Annotated in this window: 23 protein-coding genes and 1 pseudogene; 11 read left to right on the forward strand and 13 right to left on the reverse strand. The window is 69.7% G+C overall.

The window, feature by feature from the left end:
• Positions 1–100: 100 nt before the first annotated feature.
• Complete coding sequence (locus tag STSP_RS35020) at positions 101–520, forward strand: Fur family transcriptional regulator (protein WP_067285113.1); 420 nt, start codon at positions 101–103, stop codon at positions 518–520.
• A 30-nt stretch (positions 521–550) separates the two neighbouring features.
• Here STSP_RS35020 and STSP_RS35025 read toward each other — a convergent pair whose 3' ends face one another.
• The 4 genes from STSP_RS35025 to STSP_RS35040 form a co-directional block, all read right to left on the reverse strand.
• Positions 551–1,090, reverse strand: coding sequence for a YcxB family protein (locus STSP_RS35025; protein ID WP_067285115.1), 540 nt, complete (start codon positions 1,088–1,090; stop codon positions 551–553).
• Between the two features lie 52 nt (positions 1,091–1,142).
• Positions 1,143–1,976, reverse strand: a complete 834-nt coding sequence (locus STSP_RS35030; protein WP_067285117.1) for an isoprenyl transferase — start codon at positions 1,974–1,976, stop codon at positions 1,143–1,145.
• Positions 1,977–2,052: 76 nt separating this feature from the next.
• On the reverse strand, positions 2,053–2,799 hold the full coding sequence (gene recO, locus STSP_RS35035; protein ID WP_067285119.1) for a DNA repair protein RecO: 747 nt from the start codon (positions 2,797–2,799) through the stop codon (positions 2,053–2,055).
• Positions 2,800–2,864: 65 nt separating this feature from the next.
• A complete protein-coding gene (locus STSP_RS35040; protein ID WP_067285121.1) occupies positions 2,865–3,080 on the reverse strand; it encodes a hypothetical protein in 216 nt (71 codons plus the stop codon).
• Positions 3,081–3,475: 395 nt separating this feature from the next.
• Between STSP_RS35040 and STSP_RS37965 the strand changes: the two are divergent.
• Positions 3,476–3,879 (forward strand): annotated as a pseudogene (locus tag STSP_RS37965) (Scr1 family TA system antitoxin-like transcriptional regulator); the annotation flags it as partial.
• Between the two features lie 65 nt (positions 3,880–3,944).
• On the opposite strand, the gene STSP_RS35045 reads toward STSP_RS37965, so the two are convergent.
• A complete protein-coding gene (locus STSP_RS35045; RefSeq protein ID WP_408646402.1) occupies positions 3,945–4,607 on the reverse strand; it encodes a FadR/GntR family transcriptional regulator in 663 nt (220 codons plus the stop codon).
• A gap of 384 nt (positions 4,608–4,991) precedes the next feature.
• Here STSP_RS35045 and STSP_RS35050 point away from each other — a divergent pair, with 384 nt between their 5' ends.
• The 5 genes from STSP_RS35050 to STSP_RS35070 are packed head-to-tail and all read left to right on the forward strand — an operon-like array spanning position 4,992 to position 11,788.
• Complete coding sequence (locus tag STSP_RS35050) at positions 4,992–6,629, forward strand: ABC transporter substrate-binding protein (protein WP_067285124.1); 1,638 nt, start codon at positions 4,992–4,994, stop codon at positions 6,627–6,629.
• Between the two features lie 21 nt (positions 6,630–6,650).
• Positions 6,651–7,610 carry an ABC transporter permease gene (locus STSP_RS35055; RefSeq protein WP_067285126.1) on the forward strand — a complete coding sequence of 320 codons (960 nt, stop codon included), beginning with the start codon at positions 6,651–6,653 and terminating at the stop codon, positions 7,608–7,610.
• Positions 7,611–7,665: 55 nt separating this feature from the next.
• Positions 7,666–9,741, forward strand: coding sequence for a dipeptide/oligopeptide/nickel ABC transporter permease/ATP-binding protein (locus STSP_RS35060; RefSeq protein ID WP_067285128.1), 2,076 nt, complete (start codon positions 7,666–7,668; stop codon positions 9,739–9,741).
• Positions 9,738–10,853, forward strand: a complete 1,116-nt coding sequence (locus STSP_RS35065; protein ID WP_332835408.1) for an oligopeptide/dipeptide ABC transporter ATP-binding protein — start codon at positions 9,738–9,740, stop codon at positions 10,851–10,853. Before STSP_RS35060 ends, STSP_RS35065 begins: the two co-directional genes overlap by 4 nt.
• Complete coding sequence (locus STSP_RS35070) at positions 10,853–11,788, forward strand: dihydrodipicolinate synthase family protein (RefSeq protein WP_067285130.1); 936 nt, start codon at positions 10,853–10,855, stop codon at positions 11,786–11,788. The genes STSP_RS35065 and STSP_RS35070 overlap by 1 nt, the downstream gene beginning before the upstream one ends.
• A gap of 213 nt (positions 11,789–12,001) precedes the next feature.
• Here the strand turns inward: STSP_RS35070 and STSP_RS35075 are convergent, their stop codons facing one another.
• Positions 12,002–12,706 carry a TerB family tellurite resistance protein gene (locus STSP_RS35075; protein ID WP_067285131.1) on the reverse strand — a complete coding sequence of 235 codons (705 nt, stop codon included), beginning with the start codon at positions 12,704–12,706 and terminating at the stop codon, positions 12,002–12,004.
• A gap of 173 nt (positions 12,707–12,879) precedes the next feature.
• Entirely contained in the window at positions 12,880–14,640 is a 1,761-nt protein-coding gene (gene leuA / locus STSP_RS35080) for a 2-isopropylmalate synthase (RefSeq protein WP_078067759.1), read from the reverse strand.
• A gap of 297 nt (positions 14,641–14,937) precedes the next feature.
• Here leuA and STSP_RS35085 point away from each other — a divergent pair, with 297 nt between their 5' ends.
• Together STSP_RS35085 and STSP_RS35090 are read left to right on the forward strand one after the other, a co-directional pair.
• Positions 14,938–16,041 carry a M4 family metallopeptidase gene (locus STSP_RS35085; protein WP_067285134.1) on the forward strand — a complete coding sequence of 368 codons (1,104 nt, stop codon included), beginning with the start codon at positions 14,938–14,940 and terminating at the stop codon, positions 16,039–16,041.
• A gap of 25 nt (positions 16,042–16,066) precedes the next feature.
• Entirely contained in the window at positions 16,067–16,333 is a 267-nt protein-coding gene (locus STSP_RS35090; RefSeq protein ID WP_067285136.1) for a protealysin inhibitor emfourin, read from the forward strand.
• Positions 16,334–16,354: 21 nt separating this feature from the next.
• Here STSP_RS35090 and era read toward each other — a convergent pair whose 3' ends face one another.
• Positions 16,355–17,332 carry a GTPase Era gene (gene era / locus STSP_RS35095; protein ID WP_067285138.1) on the reverse strand — a complete coding sequence of 326 codons (978 nt, stop codon included), beginning with the start codon at positions 17,330–17,332 and terminating at the stop codon, positions 16,355–16,357.
• Between the two features lie 202 nt (positions 17,333–17,534).
• Here era and STSP_RS35100 point away from each other — a divergent pair, with 202 nt between their 5' ends.
• The gene (locus tag STSP_RS35100; protein WP_067285140.1) at positions 17,535–18,854 is read left to right on the forward strand and encodes an ammonium transporter; all 1,320 of its coding nucleotides are present in this window, start codon (positions 17,535–17,537) and stop codon (positions 18,852–18,854) included.
• A gap of 15 nt (positions 18,855–18,869) precedes the next feature.
• Positions 18,870–19,208 (forward strand): P-II family nitrogen regulator, encoded by a 339-nt coding sequence (locus tag STSP_RS35105; RefSeq protein ID WP_067285141.1) that lies wholly within the window; start codon positions 18,870–18,872, stop codon positions 19,206–19,208.
• A gap of 20 nt (positions 19,209–19,228) precedes the next feature.
• On the opposite strand, the gene STSP_RS35110 is transcribed toward STSP_RS35105, so the two are convergent.
• From STSP_RS35110 to STSP_RS35130, 5 genes are all read right to left on the reverse strand, one after another.
• Positions 19,229–19,582: a cytidine deaminase gene (locus STSP_RS35110; protein ID WP_067285143.1), complete on the reverse strand. Its 354-nt coding sequence runs from the start codon at positions 19,580–19,582 to the stop codon at positions 19,229–19,231.
• A gap of 89 nt (positions 19,583–19,671) precedes the next feature.
• Positions 19,672–20,028: an MmcQ/YjbR family DNA-binding protein gene (locus STSP_RS35115; RefSeq protein ID WP_067285145.1), complete on the reverse strand. Its 357-nt coding sequence runs from the start codon at positions 20,026–20,028 to the stop codon at positions 19,672–19,674.
• The gene (locus tag STSP_RS35120; protein ID WP_067285147.1) at positions 20,025–21,326 is read right to left on the reverse strand and encodes a hemolysin family protein; all 1,302 of its coding nucleotides are present in this window, start codon (positions 21,324–21,326) and stop codon (positions 20,025–20,027) included. The genes STSP_RS35115 and STSP_RS35120 overlap by 4 nt, the downstream gene beginning before the upstream one ends.
• 4 nt (positions 21,327–21,330) lie before the next feature.
• Positions 21,331–21,828 carry an rRNA maturation RNase YbeY gene (gene ybeY / locus STSP_RS35125; protein WP_067285149.1) on the reverse strand — a complete coding sequence of 166 codons (498 nt, stop codon included), beginning with the start codon at positions 21,826–21,828 and terminating at the stop codon, positions 21,331–21,333.
• A 42-nt stretch (positions 21,829–21,870) separates the two neighbouring features.
• Entirely contained in the window at positions 21,871–22,962 is a 1,092-nt protein-coding gene (locus STSP_RS35130) for a PhoH family protein (protein ID WP_078067760.1), read from the reverse strand.
• Between the last annotated feature and the right edge of the window lie 124 nt (positions 22,963–23,086).

Genomic DNA, 23,086 nt, shown 5'->3' on the forward strand with positions numbered 1-23,086 from the left:
TGCCCGCAGGCATCGGACCGGGCCCTCGCCGAAGGCGAGCGTCCCACCGTGCCGCGGCCACCTGGCACAATGGCCCGGCAGCTGATGTGAGGAGGCAACGGTGACGACCGCTGGACCAGTACGGGGCCGATCCACCCGGCAGCGAGCGGCCGTGGCAGCCGCTCTGGACGAGGTGGACGAGTTCCGCAGCGCGCAGGAGCTCCACGACATGCTCAAGCACCGGGGCGACTCAGTCGGGCTAACCACGGTCTACCGCACCCTGCAGTCCCTCGCCGACGCCGGCGAGGTGGACGTGCTGCGCACGAGCGACGGCGAGTCCGTCTACCGCCGCTGCTCCTCCGGCGAGCACCACCACCACCTGGTCTGCCGCGCCTGCGGCAGGGCCGTCGAGGTGGAGGGCCCGGCCGTCGAGAAGTGGGCCGAGGCCATCGCGTCCGAGCACGGCTATGTGAACGTCGCCCATACGGTGGAGATCTTCGGCACGTGCGCGGAGTGCGCGGCGCGGTCCGACGAGGACTGAGCCCCCGCGCCCCGTGGTTTCGGGCCCTCCTCAGACCCGGCTCAGATGCCGGTCGAGGTGGGCCCGCAGCCGTTCCACGTCCTCCGGGGAGCGCAGTCCGCGCTTGGGCAGCACCTCCAGGACGAGGATGTTCGGGTCGCGGCTGAGCAGTACCAGGTGGTCGCGCGTCTCGCGGTAGCCGCGGAACATCGACCACCGCTGCACCAGGCTCGAGTGCTCGGTCTCGGCGGCTATCCCGGCGTCGGTCACCGTCGTGCGGTATTCGCCGTGCCAGGAGACGAGCCGCAGTACGTGGTAGGCCTGGAGGTGCGGGAGGGACCAGATCAGCACCGGAAGCATGACCGCCAGGGCGAAGGAGAACGCGGCGGACGCGCTGTTCACCACGTCCATGGTCATTACGTGCCGAACGGCCAACGCCAGGAACATCAGCACGAAGGCCCACCGCAGCACCACGAGGCGCCGGATGCGCTCCCGCACCCCGATGCCCGTGCGTATGTCCCTGCGCGTCGGCCGGTAGGCCAGCTCGACGGCGTCCGCGCCCTGGATGATGTCCCGCCCCTGGTGAACCATGGGCGGAACCCTAACGTCCCGTTACGCCCCGCGAAACCGAGAGCCCGACGGGCTACGCCTGCTTGCCCTCCATCGCGAGCAGCTCCTCGTTCGGGATCGCCCCGCCGAAGCGGCGGTCGCGCGACGCGTACTCCAGACAGGCCCGCCACAGGTCGCGCCGGTCGAAGTCCGGCCACAGGACGTCCTGGAAGACCATCTCGGCGTAACTGGACTGCCAGATCAGGTAGTTGGACGTGCGCTGCTCGCCGCTCGGGCGGAGGAAGAGATCCACATCCGGCATGTCCGGGTAGTAGAGGTACTTCTGGATCGTCTTCTCGGTGATCTTTGCTGGGTCGAGCTTCCCGGCCGCGACGTCGGCCGCCAGCTTCTGCGCGGCGTCCGCGAGCTCGGCCCGTCCGCCGTAGTTCACGCAGAAGTACAGCGTCATCGCGTCGTTGCCCTTCGTCTGCTCCTGCGCGACCTGGAGCTCCTGCACGACGGACTTCCACAGCTTGGGCATACGGCCCACCCAGCGGATACGGATCCCGAGCTCGTCCATCTCGTCGCGCCGGCGCCGGATGACGTCCCGGTTGAAGTTCATCAGGAAGCGCACCTCGTCCGGCGACCGCTTCCAGTTCTCCGTCGAGAAGGCGTACAGGGAGAGGTTCTTCACGCCCATCTCCAGGCAGCCCTTGAGCACGTCCATCACGACGCCCTCGCCGACCTTGTGGCCCTCGGTCCGCGGCAGCCCGCGCTCCTTCGCCCACCGGCCGTTCCCGTCCATGACGATCGCCACGTGGTTCGGGACCAGCTCACCGGGCAGCTTCGGCGGACGCGCCCCGGAGGGGTGCGGCTCGGGGGCCTTGTACTCGCGGCGGGGGCGTCCGAGCATCCCGCGTCGTGCCATGAGGCTCACGTCTTCCTGCTCTCGACTTTCTGCTTGCCAGGCTTGCCGGTTCTGCTGGGGCTCGCCGGGTGGGTTGTCACTTCTCTACGTACCGCAGGGAGCGCAGTCCGCGCTCCAGGTGCCAGTGCAGATACGCCGACACCAGGCCGCTGCCCTCCCGTACGTGCCGGGGCTCGCACGCGTCCGCGGTCTCCCAGTCGCCCGTCAGCAGCGCGCCGAGGAGGGTCAGTGCCTCCGGCGAGGGTACGACGCTGCCGGGCGCGCGGCAGTCGGCGCATACGGAACCGCCCGCAGCGACCGAGAAGAACCGGTTCGGGCCGGGCATCCCGCATTGTGCGCAGTCGCTGAAGCTCGGCGCGTAGCCGTTCACGGCCAGCGACCGCAGCAGGAACGCGTCCAGGACGAGATTAGGTGCGTGCTCGCCGCGGGCGAGGGTGCGCAGGGCTCCGACGAGCAGCAGGTACTGCTGCACCGCCGGCTCGCCCTCATGATCGGTGAACCGTTCCGCCGTCTCCAGCATGGCCGTACCGGCCGTGTAGCGGGCGTAGTCGGTGACGATCCCGCCACCGTAGGGAGCGATCGTCTCGCTCTGCGTACAGAGCGGCAGCCCGCGGCCGACCAGCTCGCTGCCGCGCGCGAAGAACTGCACGTCCACATGGGAGAAGGGCTCGAGCCGCGCCCCGAACTTCGACTTCGTCCGGCGCACTCCGCGGGCGACGGCACGCACACGGCCGTGCCCGCGGGTCAGAAGCGTGATGATGCGGTCGGCCTCACCGAGCTTCTGGGTCCGCAGCACGATGCCGTCGTCCCGGAACAGACTCATGGAGCCATTCTCTCCCACGGCCGCAGGTGCCGTGGCGGGTCACCGAACCTCGCCGAAGCGCTGCGTCACGGCACCTCTCCGCGGCTGCGCGCGTTCGCGTACGCGGTGGCCGCGCGCAATCGTTCCGCCGCGGTCGCGGCCCGTACGGCTCCCGGTTCGCAGTCCCACTCCCGGCCGCCGCCGAGCGGTCTGAGCTGAACGTACGACCCCTCGTGGCCCACCACCCGGCCCACCTTGCCGGTACGGGTGTCGACGGCGTACGAACCGATGGGGGGCTTCATCGCGCGGCGCCTCCGTTCGCGGCGGCGGCCGCATCCGGCGTACGGGCCGCACGCGGCGCACAAGCCCTGAGCGCCGCCGCCAGGCGAGCGGCGACGCCGACGGAACATCGGCCCGATTCGATCAGCGGGCATGGGGCATCGCGCGCCACGGTCACCGGGTCGATCCGCAGGGAAGGCAATGCAATTCCCGCCCGCGCGAGCGCCATGCGCAATTCCGTCACCGTCTCCTCCGCCTCCTCGACACACCGCGCCGAGTGTCGTGTCCCATCTTCCGCCTTCACCGGTTCCCTTTCCCTCCGACATTTCATGCTTCACATCTCCACGGTGCCGTTCCACCCCTACACTCGAAAGGAGCCGGTTCTCTGCAAGTGCGGTGCGTACCAAGGGGGTTGGCGATGGCCAACGGTTCACGGCAAGCGGCTTGGGAGTTCTTCGGAGCAGAACTGAAACGACGCCGCGAAGACACGGGATTCACCCAGGTGGAGCTGGGTGCGCGGGTCTTCGTATCCGGTGCATACATCGGCCAATTCGAACAGGCAATTCGCAAGCCGCAGTTGGACGTCGCCCGACGGATCGACGACGTCCTGCAAACCGGCGGTTTTTTCGAGCGGATGTGCAGGAAGCTCATCAATGACCGGCGCTATGCGGATTACTTCGCGCCGGTAGCAGAACTGGAAGCTTTGGCCACGAAAATCTGTGAGTTTGCGCCGACGGTAGTTCCGGGGCTGTTGCAGACAGCCCGCATGAACGGGCCGTCACCATCGCCGCCAACTCATTCGTCACCGACGAGTACGTGGAGGCCCGGCAGTAGTGCGAGGAAGCGCCGCCATGGGCGCGCCCCGCATCTGACGGGGCCGAGGCGCGTCAGCCGACCCCCCGGGCACCCCGCCCCGCCCGCGCCTCGATCCCCCTGAAGTGGTCCGCCATCGCACGCTGGGCGCGCTCGACGTCGCGGGCGCGTAGGGCCGTCAGGATGTCGCGGTGACGGCGGACGGTGAGGTCCGGGGTCGGGTCGTCGGTCCAGCCGCGGGCCGCGGAGACGCGGCGGAAGACGTTCCAGAAGGCGCCGAGGAGCTGGGGTACGAGCGTGTTGCCGAGCGACTGGTAGAGCACCTCGTGGAACTCGCGGTCGAGTTCCGGGAAGGGACTGCCCGTACCGCCCGTCTCCTCCATGCGGACGACGATCGCTTCCAGCCGGTCGAGTTCCGCGTCCGTCAGCGAGGCCGCGACCCTGCGTATGAGACCCTCCTCCAGCACCTCTCTGACCTGCAGGATCTCGCCCAGGGCGCGGGTGTCGTCGTCGAGCTGGGAGAGCGCGCGGAAGGTGAGGCCGTCGACGAGGGGGGTCAGCGAGGCCTGGCCGACGTACGTGCCGTAGCCGTGCCGGATGTCGACGATGTCCAAGGCCTGGAGCGCCTTGAGGGCCTCGCGGACGGAGTTGCGGCTGACGCCGAGGTCCTCCATGAGCTCGGTCTCGGTCGGCAGCGGGGCTCCTGGCTGGAGCTTGCGGTCGAGGATCAACTGCATGACCTCGCGCTGGATCTGTCCGCTCACGCGTCGCTCACGGGCGGACCGCAGGCCGGAGTTCCTCGGCCCCGAGGGCTGCTCGGACATGCGGCACATCGTACGCGCGTGGACGTCCGACGTCCCATCTCTGCCGGAAACCTCTGCCCTCCGCCTGAAGAAAAGACTCCAACTGGCCTTGTTTCAAGGTGCCATTGGTCGCACCTCTGGAGGAAGTGCCAGTCGTGCGCGGTCCCTTGACCGGTCCCCGACCCCCTCTTATCGTCACGCTGCTGGGCATGACGTAGGACGTCGTATCTCCCCCACTCCGAACCCCATTCCCCCCACGCCGACGCTCACTCCGACCCCAGTACCCCCTCCCCCAGACCACTCCTCCCAGGAGGAACCGTGCGCGACGTGACCCCCGTACCGGCACTGCACCGCCGGTCGTTCCTGAAGTACACCGGCGCGCTGGGCGCGGCCGCCGCCGTCACCTCGACGCTGTCGGCCTGTTCGGCGGGGCCGGAGTCCACCAACGAGACCGACGACGGCAACGGCAAGGGCGGTCTCGAGACGCTCACCGCCGTCATCGGCTACGGCAACGACCAGAGCTGGGATCCGCTGATGACGGCGTCGGCGTTCAGCATGGCCGCGAACCACCACATCTACGAGGGTCTCCTCGACACCGACCCGATCACTCGGGAGCCGTATCCCGCGCTGGCCACGGCGATCCCCGCGGACCTGTCCGCGACCACGTGGCAATTCACGCTGCGCGACGGCGCGAAGTGGCACGACGGCAAGCCGGTCACGGCCGACGACGTCGTCTTCACCTTCGGCCGGGTCCTGGACCCGGACACGCAGACGCTCGCCAAGAACTTCTTCGGCTCCTGGCTGAAGGAGGTCAGGAAGGTCGACGACCAGTCGGTCGAGCTGGTGCTGAAGTTCCCGTTCCCGGAGGGCGCGCCCCGGCTGACGCTCGCCAAGATCATGCCGAAGCACGTGTACGAACAGCCGGGTGCGCTGGACGAGGCCGCCAAGGGCAAGGCGGTGGGCTCGGGACCGTACCGGCAGACCGCGCACCACCCGAAGTCCAACACCACGTTCGAGGCATACGACGGCTACAACGGGCCGCGCAAGGCCACCTTCAAGAAGATGAACTGGCTGTCGATCGTGGACGCCGCGCCCCGCGTCGCCAAGATCTCCGGCGGGAGCGCGGGCGCGCAGATCTCCGACAACATCCCGTACGCCAACATCGACCAGCTGACGAAGGACGGGCTGACGGTCGAGGGCGGCGCCGGGATGAACCATCTGTTCCTGCTGTTCAACACCGCCCACAAGCCGTTCGACGACGTGCGGGTGCGGCAGGCGCTGCACTACGCGATCGACACGGAGAAGATGATCTCGGCCGCGCTGCGGGGGCACGGCAAGCCGGCGACCTCGTACCTCAACGAGGGCAACCCGACGTACCGCAAGGCGAAGACGGTCTACGCGTACGACCCGGACAAGGCCAAGCAGCTGCTGGCGGACGCGGGGGTGAGCGGGCTGAAGGTGAACCTGATGGCGGTCAATGTCAGCTGGATCGTGGACTGTCTGCCGACGATCAAGGCCTCGTGGGACGCGATCGGGGTGCAGACGACGCTGGAGCCGCAGGAGACGGCGGCGTTGTTCACGAAGCTCGACCAGAAGCAGGACTTCCAGGTCGTCGCGGCGGCGTCCAACCCCAATCAGTTCGGGCTCGACGCGGACCTGATCATGCATTACAACTACGGGCCCGGCAACACCTGGATGCGGTACGCCCGCTGGGAGGACAGCTCCGAGGCCAAGGCCCTGTTCAAGATGATGGACCAGGCCACGCGGGAGCCGGACGCCGAGAAGAAGAAGCAGATGACGCAGGAGTACATCGACGTCGTCGCCGAGAACGCCGTGATCTACCCGGTCGTCCACAACGAGCTGATGACGGCCTGGGATCCGAAGAAGATCACCGGTATCAGGCCCCAGCCGTATCCCGGGATCAACGTGCTGCAGGCCAAGCCGGCCGCCGGCTGACCGCACGGAGGCTCGAAGACCGTGGTCGCGATCGCCAGGATCCTCGTCCGCCGTGTCGCCCTGCTCGTTCCCCTGATGCTCGGGATCGTGCTGTTCGTCTTCCTCGTGATGCGGTTCTCGGACAGCGATCCGGCATCCGCGTACTTCCAGGGCGCGAACCCGACCGAGCAGCAGCTGCACGACTTCCGCGAGCGGAACGGGCTGCTCGATCCGCTGCCCGTGCGCTACGTCGACTTCGTCGGCGACCTGCTCCGCGGCGACATGGGCATCAGCGTGCTGACCAGGGCACCGGTCGTCGACCAGGTCACCACCGCGCTGCCGCTCACCATGCAGCTGACGTTCATGGGGCTCGGGATCGCGGTGGTGCTCGCCCTGATCGGCGGCGTCACCGCCGCGATCTACCGGGACCGGCTGCCCGACCAGCTGATCCGCGTCGTGTCGCTGACCGGCGTCGCGGCGCCCGGCTTCTGGCTGGCGCTGCTGATGATCCAGTACCTGGCCGTCGACCGGGGCTGGTTCCCGACCGGCGGATACATCAACCCGGCGGACTCGTTCAGCGGTTGGCTGAACACGATGACGCTGCCCGCGTTCGCGCTGTCGCTGCCGGTCGCCGCCCAGCTCACCCGCATCGTGCGCACGGCGGTGGTGGAGGAGCTGGACAAGGACTACGTGCGCACGGCGATCGGCAGCGGACTGCCGCCGGTCGTCGTGGTCGGGCGGAACGTGCTGCGCAACGCGCTGATCAACCCGCTGACCGTGCTCGGCCTGCGGGTCGGCTACCTGCTCGGCGGCGCGGTCGTCATCGAGACGATCTTCTCGCTGCCGGGGATGGGGAAGCTGATGATCGACGCCGTGAAGAACGGCGATCCGGCCGTCGTACAGGGGGTCGTGCTGACGACCGCCTTCGGGTTCGTGATCGTGAACCTCGTCATCGACATCCTCTATCTGCTGGTCAATCCGCGTCTGAGGGGTGCCGCGTGATGCCGACCTCCGTCCTCTGCCCGTGTTGGCTTCCGCGTCTGGGGAGTGCCGTCTGATGCCCGGTCCGCTTGCGAGCCTTTCGAGGAGGCGGCTGGCCGAGCGGCTCTCCCGGCCCGGCATCCGGCTGCGCGGGTTCCGCCGGCTGCCCGTCGTCTCACGGATCGCCGTCGTGGTCATCGGCGTCGTCGTCCTGATGGCGCTGCTCGCGCCGCTCATCGCCCCGCACGACCCGCTCGACCAAGCCCCGCTGATCGACCGCGGCCACGGCGAGGGCGCCCCGTCGGGCGAGCACTGGATGGGGCAGGACAGCCTGGGCCGCGACATCCTCAGCCGGCTCATGTACGGGGCACGCTGGTCGCTGGCCATCGGGCTCGGGGCCACCGGTCTCGCCCTCGTCGTGGGCGCGCTGCTCGGCGCGATCGCGGCCACCTCGCGCAAGGCGGTCGACGAGACGCTGATGCGCTGCCTCGACGTGGTCATGGCCTTCCCGGGGATCGCGCTGGCGGCCGTGCTCGTGGCCGTGTTCGGCGGTGGCATCCCGGTCCTCATCTGCGCGATCGCGTTCCTCTACACGCCGCCGGTGGCACGGGTCGTACGGGCCAATGTGATGGACCAGTACGGCGAGGACTACGTCACCGCTGAACGCGTGATCGGAGCGCGGACCCCGCACATCGTCCTCAAACACGTGGCGATCAACTGCGCCGCTCCGGTGCTGGTGTTCTGCACGGTGCAGGTGGCGGAGGCGATCGTCTTCGAGGCGTCGCTGTCCTTCATCGGCGCGGGCGTACGGCCGCCGGACCCGTCGTGGGGCAGCGTCATCGCCGACGGCAAGAACATGGTGCTGACCGGCGGCTGGTGGGCCACGGTCTTCCCCGGGCTGCTGATGCTGGTCACCGTCCTGTCGCTGAACATCCTCTCGGAGGGGGTCTCGGACGCGTGGGCCGCGCCCGCCGCGCGCGACGTACCGGCGGAGAAGGCGCGTACCGAGGACCGCCTGGAGGCGGCCGAGCCCGGGACCGGGACCGTGCTGGAGCTGCCCGGCCTCACCGAGGCGGCGGCACGGCTGCGGGAGCGTGCGCGGCCGCTGCCGCAGGGGCCGCCCGTGCTGGAGGTCTCGCGGCTCGCGATCGGTTTCGACGCACGTCACGACGGTGTCGACATCGTCGACGGGATCAGCTTCGACGTACGCCCCGGTGAAGTCCTCGGCCTGGTCGGCGAGTCCGGCTGCGGCAAGTCGCTGACCGCGCTGACGGTGATGGGCCTCGAGCCGAAGGGCGCCCGCATCCGCGGCAGCGTCACCTTCGACGGCAGGCAGCTGATCGGCATGCCGATGCGCACGCGGCGCCGCCTTCTCGGGCATGACATGGCGATGATCTACCAGGACGCGTTGTCGTCGCTGAACCCGGCGATGACGATCCGCGCGCAACTGAAGCAGGTCGTACGGCGGGGTGGGAAGCGTCCGGCTACCGAACTGCTGGAGATGGTGGGCCTCGACCCCGAGCGGACCCTGCGCAGCTATCCGCACGAGCTGTCCGGCGGCCAGCGTCAGCGCGTACTGATCGCGATGGCCCTGTCGCGCAGCCCGAAGCTGATCGTCGCGGACGAGCCGACGACCGCGCTGGACGTGACCGTGCAGGCGCAGGTCATCGAGCTGCTGCTGCGGCTGCGCGCGGAGCTGGGGTTCGCGCTGATCCTCGTCTCGCACGATCTGGCGCTGGTCGCGGACGTCACGGACCGGGTGGTGGTGATGTACGGCGGGCAGATCGTCGAGACCGGCGTGACCGCCGACCTCGTCGAGGCCCCGGCGCACCACTACACGCGCGGGCTGCTGGGTTCGGTGCTGTCGCTGGAGTCGGCCGCGGAGCGGATGACGCAGATCAGGGGCGTCGTGCCGTCGCCCGCGGACTTCCCGGCGGGCTGCCGGTTCGCCGACCGGTGCCCGATGGCGAGCGAGGTGTGCCGGGAGGCGGCACCGGAGCTGGTGGGCTTGCACGGGGCGGGTGGCTCGCGGGATGCGGCGAGCCCGCGGGATCCGGTGGGCGGCGGTCGGCGGCACGCGGTCGCCTGCCACCATCCCGCGGTCGGGGTGGACCTGGCCGGGCCCCGAGGGAACGAGGAGGCCGTCAAGTGAGCGCGAAGGAGGCCGTGAACCCGGGCGGCCGTGTCAGTCTGATCTCCCTCTCCGACGTCCATGTCGTGCACAAGGCGCGTACGGGCGGTCTGTTCTCCCGCGACCGGGTGTACGCGCTGACCGGCGCGGACCTGAGCCTGGAACCCGGCGAAACCCTCGGCGTCGTAGGCGAGTCCGGGTGCGGCAAGTCGACGCTCGCCAAGGTCCTGGTGGGCGTGCAGCGGCCGACCGCCGGCACGGTGTCCTTCCGCGGCCGCGACCTGTGGGCCATGAAGCCCGCCGAGCGCAGGGCGACGATCGGCAGCCGCACCGGCATGATCTTCCAGGACCCCTCGACGGCACTGAACCGGCGGCTGACGGTGCGGCAGATCCTCCGCGACCCGCTGGACGTCCACCGGCGCGGAACACCCGCCCAGCGGGAGGAGCGGGTACGGGAGCTGATGGCGCTGGTCGGCCTGCCGCGCGTCCTCGCCGACGGGCTGCCCGGGCAGCTCTCCGGCGGGCAGCGGCAGCGCGTCGCCATCGCCCGGGCGCTCGCGCTCGAACCGGACCTGGTCGTCGCGGACGAGCCGACCAGCGCCCTGGACGTGTCGGTACGGGCCCAGATCCTCAACCTCCTGCTGGACCTGAAGGAACGGCTGGGCCTTGCGCTGGTGTTCGTGTCGCACGACATCCAGACGGTCCGGCGGATGAGCGACCGCGTGATCACGATGTATCTGGGGCGGATCGTCGAGGAGTCACCGGCCGGGGAGGTCACGGACCGGGCCAGGCATCCGTACACGCGCGCTCTCTTCTCTGCGACCCCGGGCCTTCTGGATCCGATCGACCCGATCCCGCTGGCCGGGCCCGTCCCGTCGGCGACCCGCCCGCCGAGCGGCTGCCCGTTCCGTACGCGGTGCTGGAAGGCCGACCACGCGTGTGCGGCGGTCATGCCGGACTTCGCGGACGCGGCGACGCCCGGTCACCGATTCCGCTGCCACCATCCGGTGGCGGACGGCCAGTCGACGCGCGAGCTGGTCGCCCAGGCTGCGACCCTCGGTACAGCGGATGTCCGTATCGCGACGGATGTCCCGCCGGACATTCCCCCACAGATGAACGCCAGGGAGCCTTGATGACCTTTACCGCCCCGCTGACCGGTGTCGTCCCGCCCGTCTGCACCCCCCTGACACCGGACCGCGAGGTGGACACCGCCTCCCTCATCAGGCTCGTCGACCATCTGGTGCGTGGCGGCGTGGACGGCCTGTTCGTCCTCGGCTCGTCGTCCGAGGTGGCGTATCTGACCGACCGGCAGCGCCGGACCGTCGTCGAGACGGTCGTCGGGCACGTCGGCGGTCAGCTGCCCGTGCTCGCCGGAGTCATCGACATGACGACGCCGCGGGTCCTGGACCACGTCCGGTACGTCACCGAGGCGGGCGCGGACGCCGTCGTCGCCACCGCGCCCTTCTACACGCGCACCCATCCCGCCGAGATCGCCCGCCACTTCCGGCTGATCGCCGCCGGGTCGCCGGTGCCGGTCCTCGCGTACGACCTGCCGGTGTCCGTGCACTCGAAGCTGGCCGCCGAGCTGGTGCTCGGGCTGGCCGCGGAGGGTGTGCTGGCCGGGCTGAAGGACTCCAGTGGCGACGAGGGCGGGTTCCGGCAGGTGGTGATGGGGGCGCGTGCGCGCGGCGGCATCTCCGGGTTCAGCGTCCTCACCGGCTCTGAGCTGGTCGTGGACTCGGCGCTGGCGATGGGGGCGGATGGCGTCGTGCCGGGGCTGGGGAACGTCGATCCCGAGGGGTATGTGCGGCTTTATCGGTACTGCCGGGAGGGGGACTGGGAGCGGGCGCGGGCCGAGCAGGAGCGGTTGTGTGGGCTGTTCGGGATGGTGGCGGTTGGGGACGCGGGGCGGATGGGGGGGAGTTCGTCGGCGTTGGGGGCGTTCAAGGCGGCGCTGCATCTGCGGGGGGTGATCGACTGTCCGGCTACCGCCGAGCCGCAGGTTCCGCTGTCCGCGGGGGAGGTTGAGCGGGTGGGGAAGTTTCTGGCCGGGGCGGGGTTGTTGTAGGGGGTTTTTCTTCCCCAAGCCCGCCCCGCTGCCCCCGGGCCCCCGCTCCTCAAACTCCCCCAGCTACCGCTGGGAGGTGCCCCCAGAGGGGCTGATTTTTCAGCCCGTCCGGCGCTTGAGGACGAGCCCGAAGGGCGATCACGGGGGTCTGGGGGCGGAGCCCCCAGTTCGGGAAGGGGCGGGATTGGGGAAGAAGCCCCGCAGGGCCCCGCGTCAGAACGGCGCCCGCGCCGTCGCAAGGAGCCGCGTCACATCGTCCTCGGGGAGCGTCAGCGCCCGCCCCACCGTGGTGAGGACGTCCCGCTCCGCGGGCGTGTACGGGCCGTCGGCGAGGGCGATGCGCGCCGCCTGCAGCAGGATCGACTCGCGGCCCGCGGGGACGAGGTGGGGCGCCAGCGGATCGAGGGCTTCGTGGAGCTCTATGGCGAGACCGGCGAGACTCGAACCGCACTGCTCGGGCAGCAGCCGGCCGGTGTCGGCGGCCAGTGCCTCGATGAGCGCGGCGAGCTGTTCCTCGGTGCAGTCGTCGGATCCGGCGCAGCGCACGGCGGCGACGGCGGTCTCCAGCGCGGCACGCGAGGGCGAACCGCCCGACGCGAGGACGGCGAGGGCCACGGTGTGGACGGCGTCGCGGAGCATCGCGGCGAGGCGGGTGGTCGTCGGGTGGTCGAGCACGTCCGTGCCGAAGCGGTGGCCGCACGCGCTGCACTCGACGACGGGTCCGACGGCACTCCGCGCCGCCAGCGGGACACCGAACAGAAGGAACCGGCGACGCCCGGTCCTGCGCTGGTAGTTGCGGTCGCCCCCGCAGCCGGGGCAGAAGAACTCGCCGTCGCCGACGGTGGTCCACACGGTGCGAATGCCGAGAATGCGCGCAATGGCAGTACTACGGCTGTTTCGTCCCCGTCCTGGCAGCACGTCGTCGCACCTCCGTAACCACGCGGCATCATCGTCGCGTTGGCGTGATGTTAGCCACATCGACGAGGCGGCGTCAGTACGTAGGAGCCACCTGGCGCCGACATGGCCAAGACGCGACGCGGCCCCGCCCGCCTCGGGGGCGGACGGGGCCGGGCAATCCCAGGTGAACGGGGTTACCGCGCCGCGCGGTTGACGGCGGAGACGACGGCCTTCAGCGACGCGCGTGTCGTATTCGCGTCGATGCCGATGCCCCACAGCACCTTGTCGTCGATGGCGACCTCGATGTACGAGGCGGCCTGCGCGGAGGCGCCCTCGCTCATCGTGTGCTCCTGGTAGTCGAGCAGGCGGGCGTCGACGCCGATGCCGGCCAGCGCGTGGAAGAACGCGGAGATCGGGCCGTTGCCGGTGCCGACCAGGGTCGTCTCGACACCGTCCACCTCGGCCTCGACGGTGAGGGTGTCGACGCCGTCCTTGTCCGTCGTGGACTGACCGTTCTTGACCTGGATACGGCCCCACGGGTTGTCCGGGTTGGGCAGGTACTCGTCCTGGAAGACCGCCCAGATGTCGCTGCCGGTGACCTCGCCGCCCTCGGCGTCGGTCTTCGCCTGGATGATCTTCGAGAACTCGATCTGCATCCGGCGCGGCAGGTCCAGCTTGTGGTCGTTCTTCAGGACGTACGCGATGCCGCCCTTGCCGGACTGCGAGTTGACGCGGATCACGGCCTCGTAGGAGCGGCCGACGTCCTTCGGGTCGATCGGCAGGTACGGGACGGCCCACTCGATGTCGTCGACGGTGACGCCCTTGGCCTTCGCGTCGGCCTCCATCGCGTCGAAGCCCTTCTTGATGGCGTCCTGGTGGGAGCCGGAGAAGGACGTGTAGACCAGGTCGCCCACGTACGGGTGGCGCGGGTGGACCTCCATCTGGTTGCAGTACTCCCACGTGCGACGGATCTCGTCGATGTCGGAGAAGTCGATCTGCGGGTCGACGCCCTGCGAGAACAGGTTCATGCCCAGGGTGACCAGGTCGACGTTGCCGGTGCGCTCGCCCTGCCCGAACAGGCAGCCCTCGACGCGGTCAGCGCCGGCCATCACCGCCAGCTCGGCGGCGGCGACGGCGGTACCGCGGTCGTTGTGCGGGTGGACCGACAGGCAGACGTACTCGCGGCGGGACAGGTTGCGGCCCATCCACTCGAAGCGGTCCGCGTGCGTGGACGGCGTCGAACGCTCCACCGTGGCGGGCAGGTTGAGGATGATCTCGCGGCCCGGACCGGGCTGCCAGACGTCCATGACCGCCTCGCAGACCTCCAGCGCGAAGTCCAGCTCGGTGTCGGTGAAGATCTCCGGGCTGTACTGGTAGCCGAAGACCGTCTCCGGGTCCAGCAGCTTCTCGGCGTACTCCATGACCAGCCGCGTGCCGTCGACGGCGATCTGCTTGATGTCGTCCTTGGAGCCGCGGAAGACGACCCGGCGGAAGACCGGGGCGGTGGCGTTGTAGAGGTGGACGGTGGCGCGCTTGGCGCCCTTCAGCGACTCGACGGTCCGCTCGATCAGGTCCTCGCGGGCCTGCGTCAGTACGGAGATCGTGACGTCGTCCGGGATCGCGCCCTCTTCCTCGATGATCGAGCGCACGAAGTCGAAGTCTGTCTGGCCGGAGGCCGGGAAGCCGACCTCGATCTCCTTGTAGCCCATCTTGACCAGCTGGTCGAACATCCGGCGCTTGCGCTCGGGCGACATCGGGTCGATCAGGGCCTGGTTGCCGTCGCGCAGGTCCGTCGACAGCCAGCGCGGCGCCTTGGTGATGCGCTTGTTCGGCCAGGTGCGGTCCGGGATGTCCACGGCGTCGTACTGGCCGTACTTGTGGATCGGCATCGCGGTCGGCCGCTGGAAATGCGTCCCATTGGTGATGGGCGTGGGGCGATCAGCAGGTGCTGTCATGATGCGTGGGGCTCCTCATGGGTCCGCGGGGGACGGCCGACGGGTCGAAGCGCAACACCGAACTCCGCGGGGAGGGGGTCGGCCTACGACTACAGGCCCTCGCCGCGGCAGCTAAGGAGAAGCAGCCCGAAACGCATGATGCTCCGCAGCCTAGCCGAGACAGCGCTGTCCGCGGGGGCCTGTATCAGTATGCGGGATCGCCGTCCGGTTACGGGCAAGAGATGATCTGTCACTCCATTTCAGCAATCATGGTTGCAGTTGGTGACAGCTGAATGACCCAGTGCCACATTGCACACCATGACCCCCAACGCCACGAGTCCCTGCCGAGCAGGCTTCGAGCCCGTCTTCTGCACCATCGTCCCGCCCCACATCCTGGACACCCTCGCCCAGCACCAGGACTCCGCGCTCGCCGGTCCCGCACGCCGCACCCTGGAGCGGGACGCCTTCGAGCGCACGCGCCGCCGTATGACCACGGTGATCGGCGCGCCCTCGCCGGCCCCGCCCGGGGAAGCCGCCGCGGAACAGCCGCACCGCACGATCTACGACGCCGGGCACGGCACCGACCTGCCGGGCCGCAAGGTCCGCGGCGAGGGCGACGAGCCGGGCAACGACGCGACGGTCAACCGCGCGTACGCCGGTCTCGGCGCGACCTTCGACCTCTTCCTGAAGGCGTACGGACGCGACTCCATCGACGGCGAGGGCCTGCCGCTGAACGCGACGGTCCATTACGACGAGGATTACGGCAACGCGTTCTGGAACGGCGAGCAGATGGTCTTCGGCGACGGTGACGGCGAGATCTTCCTCGACTTCACCATCCCCGTCGACGTCATCGGCCACGAGCTGGCGCACGGCGTCACGCAGTACACCGCGAACCTGACGTACTTCGGGCAGCCGGGCGCGCTGAACGAGCACTTCTCGGACGTCTTCGGCTCGCTGATCAAGCAGTACACGCTCGGCCAGACCGCCACCGAGGCCGACTGGCTGATCGGCGCGGGCCTGCTGGCGCCCCGCGTCACCGGCAAGGCGCTGCGCTCCATGAAGGCGCCCGGCACGGCCTACGACGACGATGTGCTCGGCAAGGACCCGCAGCCCGCGACGATGGACGACTACGTCCGCACCGGCCGCGACAACGGCGGTGTCCACATCAATTCCGGCATCCCCAACCACGCCTTCTACCAGGTCGCCGGCGAGCTCGGCGGCCATGCGTGGGAGCGGGCGGGACAGATCTGGTACGACGTGCTGACCGGCGGCGAACTGGACTCGCAGGCGCAGTTCACCGACTTCGCGCGGCTGACGGTCGCGGCGGCGGTGAGCCGGTACGGCGAGGGCGAGGAGCGGCAGGCCGTGCTCAAGGCGTGGGAGCGGGTCGGCGTGGCCACGACTGCGACCCCTACTGCCTGACCCGTCGCCGTACTAGACAGGAACCATGCGTATCCACGTCACGCGCACGGGCGGATTCGCCGGGATCGAGCGGCACGCCGAGGTGGACGTCACCGGGCGGGCCGACGCCGAGGAGTGGCGCTCCCTGGCCGAGCGGGCCCTGGCCGCCGGCCGGGGCGCGCCACCGGCCGGGGTGCCGGACGGTTTCAGCTACGCGATCACGGTCGACGGCCGCACGGTCCACTGCGCGGACCCGCACCTGACGGAGGCCCAGCGGGAACTGATCAGGAGGGTGCTGAAGGAAGGGGCGTAGCCCTCGCTCGGCAGCCCTTCCTCAGAACCCGAGCCGCCGCAACTGCTTCGGATCCCGCTGCCAGTCCTTCGCGACCTTCACATGCAGATCGAGGAAGACGGGCGTACCCAGCAGGGCCTCGATCTGCTTGCGGGACTTGATGCCGACCTCCTTCAGGCGCTTGCCCTTGGGGCCGATGACGATGCCCTTCTGGCTGGGGCGCTCGATGAACAGGTTGGCGTGGATGTCGAGGAGCGGCTTGTCCGCGGGCCGGTCCTCGCGCGGCAGCATCTCCTCGACGACGACCGCGATGGAGTGCGGCAGCTCGTCCCGTACGCCCTCGAGCGCGGCCTCGCGGATCAGCTCGGCCACCATGACCTGCTCGGGCTCGTCGGTCAGATCGCCCTCCGGGTAGAGCGTCGGACCCTCGGGCAGGAGCGGGACGAGCAGGTCGGCCAGCAGCTGCACCTGCTTGTCGCCAACCGCCGACACCGGGACGATCTCGGCCCATTCGAAGCCGAGCTCCTTGCCGAGCTGGTCGATCGCGATGAGCTGTTCGGCGAGGGCCTTGGAGTCGACCAGGTCGGTCTTGGTCACGACCGCGACCTTGGGGGTCTTCTTGATCCCTGCAAGTTCCTTGGCGATGAAGCGGTCGCCGGGGCCGATCTTCTCGTTCGCCGGGAGACAGAAGCCGATCACGTCGACCTCGGCCCACGTGGTGCGTACGACGTCGTTGAGACGCTCGCCGAGCAGCGTGCGCGGCTTGTGCAGGCCAGGGGTGTCGACGAGCACCAGCTGGGCGTCCGGGCGGTGCACGATGCCCCGTACCGTGTGCCGCGTCGTCTGCGGACGGTTCGAGGTGATCGCCACCTTCTGGCCGACCAGAGCATTCGTCAGCGTGGACTTGCCGGCGTTGGGCCGGCCGACAAAGCATGCGAAGCCGGACCGGTGGACGGCCTCGGACGGCTCGGATGCCTCGGGTGCCTGGGATGCAGGGGGGCGAACGCTCATGGCGCCCATTCTCCCTGATCATCCGGCCCCGCCGTACACAGCCGTACGCAGCCCCTGCGCGGCGATGCACAACCGCCGTCTCGCGGTGAGATTCCGGAAACCCCCACGCAACACGAAACATGCCGGAAACGCGAAGGTACCTGTTGTGAAACCTGCGCCGGTGAGGCTCTCCGTCGCCGACGTCCCCCACCGCACCCGAGGAGAGACCCTCTTGCCTCCCGAGACCCTGGCCGCCGCGCGCATCGACTCAGGCGACACGGCCTGGCTGCTCGCCTCCACCGCACTGGTCCTGCTCATGACACCCGGCCTGGCCCTCTTCTACGGCGGCATGGTCCGCACGAAGAGCGTCCTCAACATGCTGATGATGAGCTTCGTGTCGATCGCGCTGGTCACGGTCGTCTGGCTGGTCGCGGGCTACTCCCTCGCCTTCGGCGACGACGCGTTCGCCGGGATCATCGGCGGCCTCGACCACCTCGGCATGGCGGGCATCGGCCCCGACAGCGTGACCGGCACCGTCCCGACCCTCCTCTTCACCACCTTCCAGCTCACCTTCGCGATCCTCACCGCGGCACTGATCAGCGGCGCGATCGCAGATCGCACGAGGTTCGCGGCCTGGCTGGTCTTCGTACCGGTGTGGACGCTTCTTGTATACGTTCCCGTCGCGCACTGGGTGTGGGGACCGGACGGCTGGATCGCGAACTCCCTCGGCGCCCTGGACTTCGCGGGTGGGCTCGTCGTCGAGATCGCCTGCGGGGCTTCGGGCCTGGCACTGGCCCTGGTGCTCGGCCCCCGCATCGGCTTCAAGAAGGACGCGATGCGCCCCCACAACCTGCCGATGGTGATCCTCGGCGCGGGCCTGCTCTGGTTCGGCTGGCTCGGCTTCAACAGCGGCTCGGCGCTCGGCGCCAACGGTCTTGCCGCGGCCTCACTCCTCAACACCGTGGTCGCCGGCTGCACGGGCCTGCTCGGCTGGCTCCTCGTCGAGCAGCTCCGCGACGGCCACCCGACCACCTTCGGCGCGGCCTCGGGCGCGGTCGCCGGCCTCGTGGCCATCACGCCCGCGTGCGGCACGGTCGGCATCCTCGGCGGCGCGGTGGTCGGCCTCGCGGCGGGCGTCGTCTGCTCGTACGCCGTCGCCTGGAAGTTCCGCTTCGACTACGACGACTCGCTGGACGTCGTCGGCGTGCACTTCGTCGGCGGAGTCGTCGGCACGCTGCTCATCGGCCTGTTCGCGACGGCCTCGATGACGGGCGGCAAGGAGGGCCTCTTCTACGGCGGCGGCTTCGGGCAGCTCGGCAGGCAGGCCGTGGCCGTGGTGGTCGTGGCGGCGTACACGTTCCTCGTGACGTACGGGATCGGCAAGGCCATCGACAAGCTGATGGGCTTCCGCGCCTCCGCGGAGGACGAACTCACGGGACTGGACCAGACAGTGCACGCGGAGAGCGCCTACGATCACGGCGTTCTGGGCCACGCTGCCCCGCAGACCGCGGCCCTCTCATCCCACGCACCGGCGCCCGTTTCGAAGGACTGACAGGAGCCCCTCCGCATGAAGCTCATCACCGCGATCGTCAAGCCGTACCGCCTCGACGAGGTGAAGACCGCGCTCCAGGAACTCGGCGTCCACGGCCTGACCGTCACGGAGGCCAGCGGCTACGGCCGCCAGCGCGGCCACACCGAGGTCTACCGGGGCGCCGAGTACCAGGTCGACCTCGTCCCCAAGGTCCGCATCGAGGTGGTCGTCGAGGACGCCGACGCCGAGGCGGTCATGGACGCGGTCGTCCGAGCCGCGCACACAGGCAAGATCGGCGACGGCAAGGTCTGGGCGGTACCGGTGGACACGGTGATCCGCGTACGAACGGGGGAACGGGGCCCGGACGCGCTGTAGCTCCCGCGGCCCCGGGTGGCTCAGCCCGCGCTGACGGTGGCCCGGACCGTCCCATCAGGTCCGGCCACCAACACCGGCGTCCCGGCCCCACCAAGGTCCCGTACCGCGGCAAGGTCCGCGTCCGAGGCGGCCTCCGCCTCGGTGACCACGGCCGCGGCCTCCAGAGACTTCGCACCCGAGGCAACGGCCATGGCGACCGCCGTCTGCAGCGCACTGAGCCGCAGCGACTCGAGCGCAACGGTCCCAGCGACATACGTACGCCCCGTCTCGTCACGCACAGCCGCCCCCTCGGGCACACCGTTGCGGGCCCGTGCGGAACGGGCCAGGGTGACGATCTTGCGGTCCTCGGGGTCAAGCGCGGTGCTCTCGGTCATGAGCCGAGCATACGGCCCCCGGCCTGGGTGGCCGACGGGCAGCGGCAGTCAGCTGACCAGCACGTACTGGTTACGGCCGGTCGAGCTGCTTACGGCCGGTCGAGGCGGAGGCGTTGCGCGCGCGGGAGGCCCGCGACCACCAGGTCGTAGGAGTCCTCGATCAGTTCACGGACCAGACGGTCGGGCAGCGGCCCGACCGTCACCGTGTTCCAGTGGCGTTTGTTCATGTGCCAGCCCGGAACGATCCGCCCGGGATGGTCGGCGCGCAGCCGCAGCGCGTCCTCCGGGTCGCACTTGAGGTTGACGGTGAGCGGCCGCCCGGCCAGATCGGTCAGTGCGAACATCTTGTTGCACACCTTGAAGACCGAGATGTCCGGATTGAAGGGGAACTCCTCGACCGCCGCGTTGAAGGAGAGGCAGAAGGCGCGCAGCTCGTCCGGGCTCACGCGGCATCGTCCTCTTCCGGGGCCACCGGCCCCACCGGCTCCACGAGCACCGTCACGATCTTGTTCCGGCGGCCCGCGGCGGCCTCCGCCGTGAGCTGCAGCTCGCGACCGTCCGGCAGCTCGACGACCGCGGACGCGCCGGCGATGGGCACGCGCCCGAGCGCCTTGGCGAGCAGCCCGCCGACGGTCTCCACGTCCTCGTCGTCGTAGGACTCCAGGCCGTACAGCTCGCCGAGGTCGCCGATGTCGAGCCGGGCCGTGACCCGGTACCGGCTCTCGCCCAGCTCCTCCACGGGCGGCAGCTCGCGGTCGTACTCGTCGGTGATCTCGCCGACGATCTCCTCGAGGATGTCCTCGATGGTGACGATGCCGGCCGTGCCGCCGTACTCGTCGATGACGACGGCGACGTGGTTGCGCTCCTGCTGCATCTCGCGCAGCAGGTCGCCGGCGTTCTTGGTGTCGGGCACGAAGGCCGCTGGCCGCATCGCGGTGGACACCAGCTCGGACTCGGCGTCGCGGCTGATGTGCGTCTTGCGGGCGAGGTCCTTGAGATACACGATGCCGACGATGTCGTCCTCGCTCTCCCCGGTCACCGGGATGCGCGAGAAGCCCGAGCGCAGCGCCAGCGTCAGGGCCTGCCGGATCGTCTTGAAGCGCTCGATGACGACCAGGTCGGTGCGGGGCACCATGACCTCGCGTACGAGGGTGTCGCCGAGCTCGAAGACGGAGTGCACCATGCGGCGCTCCTCGTCCTCGATCAGTTGTTCCTGCTCGGCAAGGTCGACGAGTGCCCGCAGCTCGGCCTCGGAGGCGAACGGGCCGCGGCGGAAGCCCTTGCCGGGCGTGAGCGCGTTGCCGATGAGGATCAGCAGGTACGGGATCGGGCCCATGATGCGGGCCAGCGGCACCAGGACGTACGCCGCGGCCGTCGCCGTGTTCAGCGGGTGCTGGCGGCCGATGGTGCGCGGCGAGACGCCGACCGCGACATAGCTGACGAGCACCATCACCGCGATGGCGATGGCGAGCGCCTCCCAGGTCTCGTCGATCGCGATCAGGCACGCGTACGTGACGATCGCGGCCGCCGCCATCTCGCAGGCCACGCGCACGAGCAGCGCGACGTTGAGATAGCGGGTGGGGTCGGACGCGACCTGGGCGAGCTTGGCGGCGCCGCGCCGTCCGCTGCGGACCGCCTCCGCCGCGCGGAAGCTGGAGACGCGCGCGAGGCCGGCCTCCGCGCAGGCGGCGAGCCAGGCGACGACGACCAGCAGGACGGCGCCGATGATCAGTTGACCGCTCACGGCACTATGAGACGGTCGGGGCCGGGGAGGGGCCGGTCATGCCCTTCTCCGCCCGCCAGCCGTCCACGATCGCCTGCTGAAGGCCGAACATCTCGGCCTTCTCGCCGGGCTCCTCGTGGTCGTATCCGAGCAGGTGCAGCACCCCGTGGACGGTGAGCAGCTGGAGCTCCTCGTCCATGGAGTGCTGCGTGGGGGCCTCCTGGCCCTGCTTGGCGGCGACCTCGGGGCAGAGCACGATGTCGCCGAGCAGGCCCTGCGGGGGCTCCTCGTCGTCCTTCGACGGCGGGCGCAGCTCGTCCATCGGGAAGGACATGACATCCGTCGGTCCCGGCAGGTCCATCCACTGGATGTGCAGCTGCTCCATGGCGTCGGCGTCCACGACGATCACCGAGAGCTCGGAGAGCGGGTGGATGCGCATCCGCGTGAGGGCGTAGCGGGCGATGTCGAGGATCGCCTGCTCGTCGACCTCGGTGCCGGACTCGTTGTTGACGTCGATCGACATGGTCGTGCTGGTCTCCTGCTGGTGGATGTCACTGCCCCGGTCTCACTGACCCCGGGGGGCTCGGCTCTGGTGGGGGCCTTGAGGACCATGGTTTTGAGGACCGTGGGGGCCGTGGTCGGTGCCGTTGCGGCGGTCGTACTTCTCGTAGGCGTCGACGATACGGCCCACCAGCTTGTGCCGTACGACGTCCGACGAGGTGAGCATGGAGAAGTGGACGTCCTCGACGCCGTCGAGGATCTCCCGGACCTGCCGCAGACCGCTCTTGGTACCGCCGGGCAGGTCGATCTGCGTCACGTCACCCGTGATCACGATCTTCGAGTCGAAGCCGAGGCGGGTGAGGAACATCTTCATCTGCTCGGGGTTCGTGTTCTGCGCCTCGTCGAGGATGATGAACGCGTCGTTGAGCGTCCGGCCTCGCATGTACGCCAGCGGCGCGACCTCGATCGTGCCCGCGGCCATCAGCCTCGGGATCGAGTCCGGGTCGAGCATGTCGTGCAGCGCGTCGTACAGCGGGCGCAGATACGGGTCGATCTTCTCGTAGAGCGTGCCGGGCAGGAAGCCGAGCCGCTCGCCGGCCTCGACGGCCGGGCGGGTCAGGATGATCCGGTTGACCTGCTTGGACTGCAGGGCCTGGACCGCCTTGGCCATGGCGAGATAGGTCTTGCCCGTACCGGCCGGGCCGATGCCGAAGACGACCGTGTGCTTGTCGATCGCGTCGACGTACCGCTTCTGGTTGAGCGTCTTGGGGCGGATGGTGCGGCCGCGCGAGGACAGGATGTTCTGCGTGAGGACCTCGGAGGGGGTCTCCTGGGCGGCGCTCTCGCCGTTCTCGCTCGCGCGGAGCATGGCGATCGAGCGTTCCACTGCGTCCTCCGTCATCGGCTGTCCGGTGCGGAGCACCAGCATCATCTCGTCGAACAGGCGCTGGATGAGGGCGACCTCGTGGGCGTCGCCGACGGCGCTGATCTCGTTGCCCCGGACGTGGATGTCGGTCGCCGGGAAGGCCTTCTCGATCACGCGCAGGAGGGAGTCTCCGGAACCCAGCACGGTGACCATCGGGTGCTTGGCCGGGACGGTGAAGTGCGCTCGTGCCTGCCCCTGCGCGGGGGTGTGAGCTGTGGGTGTCTGAGTCATGGGCCGGCTCGGAATGCCTGCTCATCCTCCTCAATACGGAACGCCTGCCTACCGCTTCGGCAGCCTGTGCACTGCCCAGGGTACGACGGCCCACGGACATGCCCGTAGGCCTTTTCGTACTGCT

Origin of the sequence: Streptomyces jeddahensis (genome assembly GCF_001642995.1) — a bacterium.
GTDB lineage: Bacteria > Actinomycetota > Actinomycetes > Streptomycetales > Streptomycetaceae > Streptomyces > Streptomyces jeddahensis.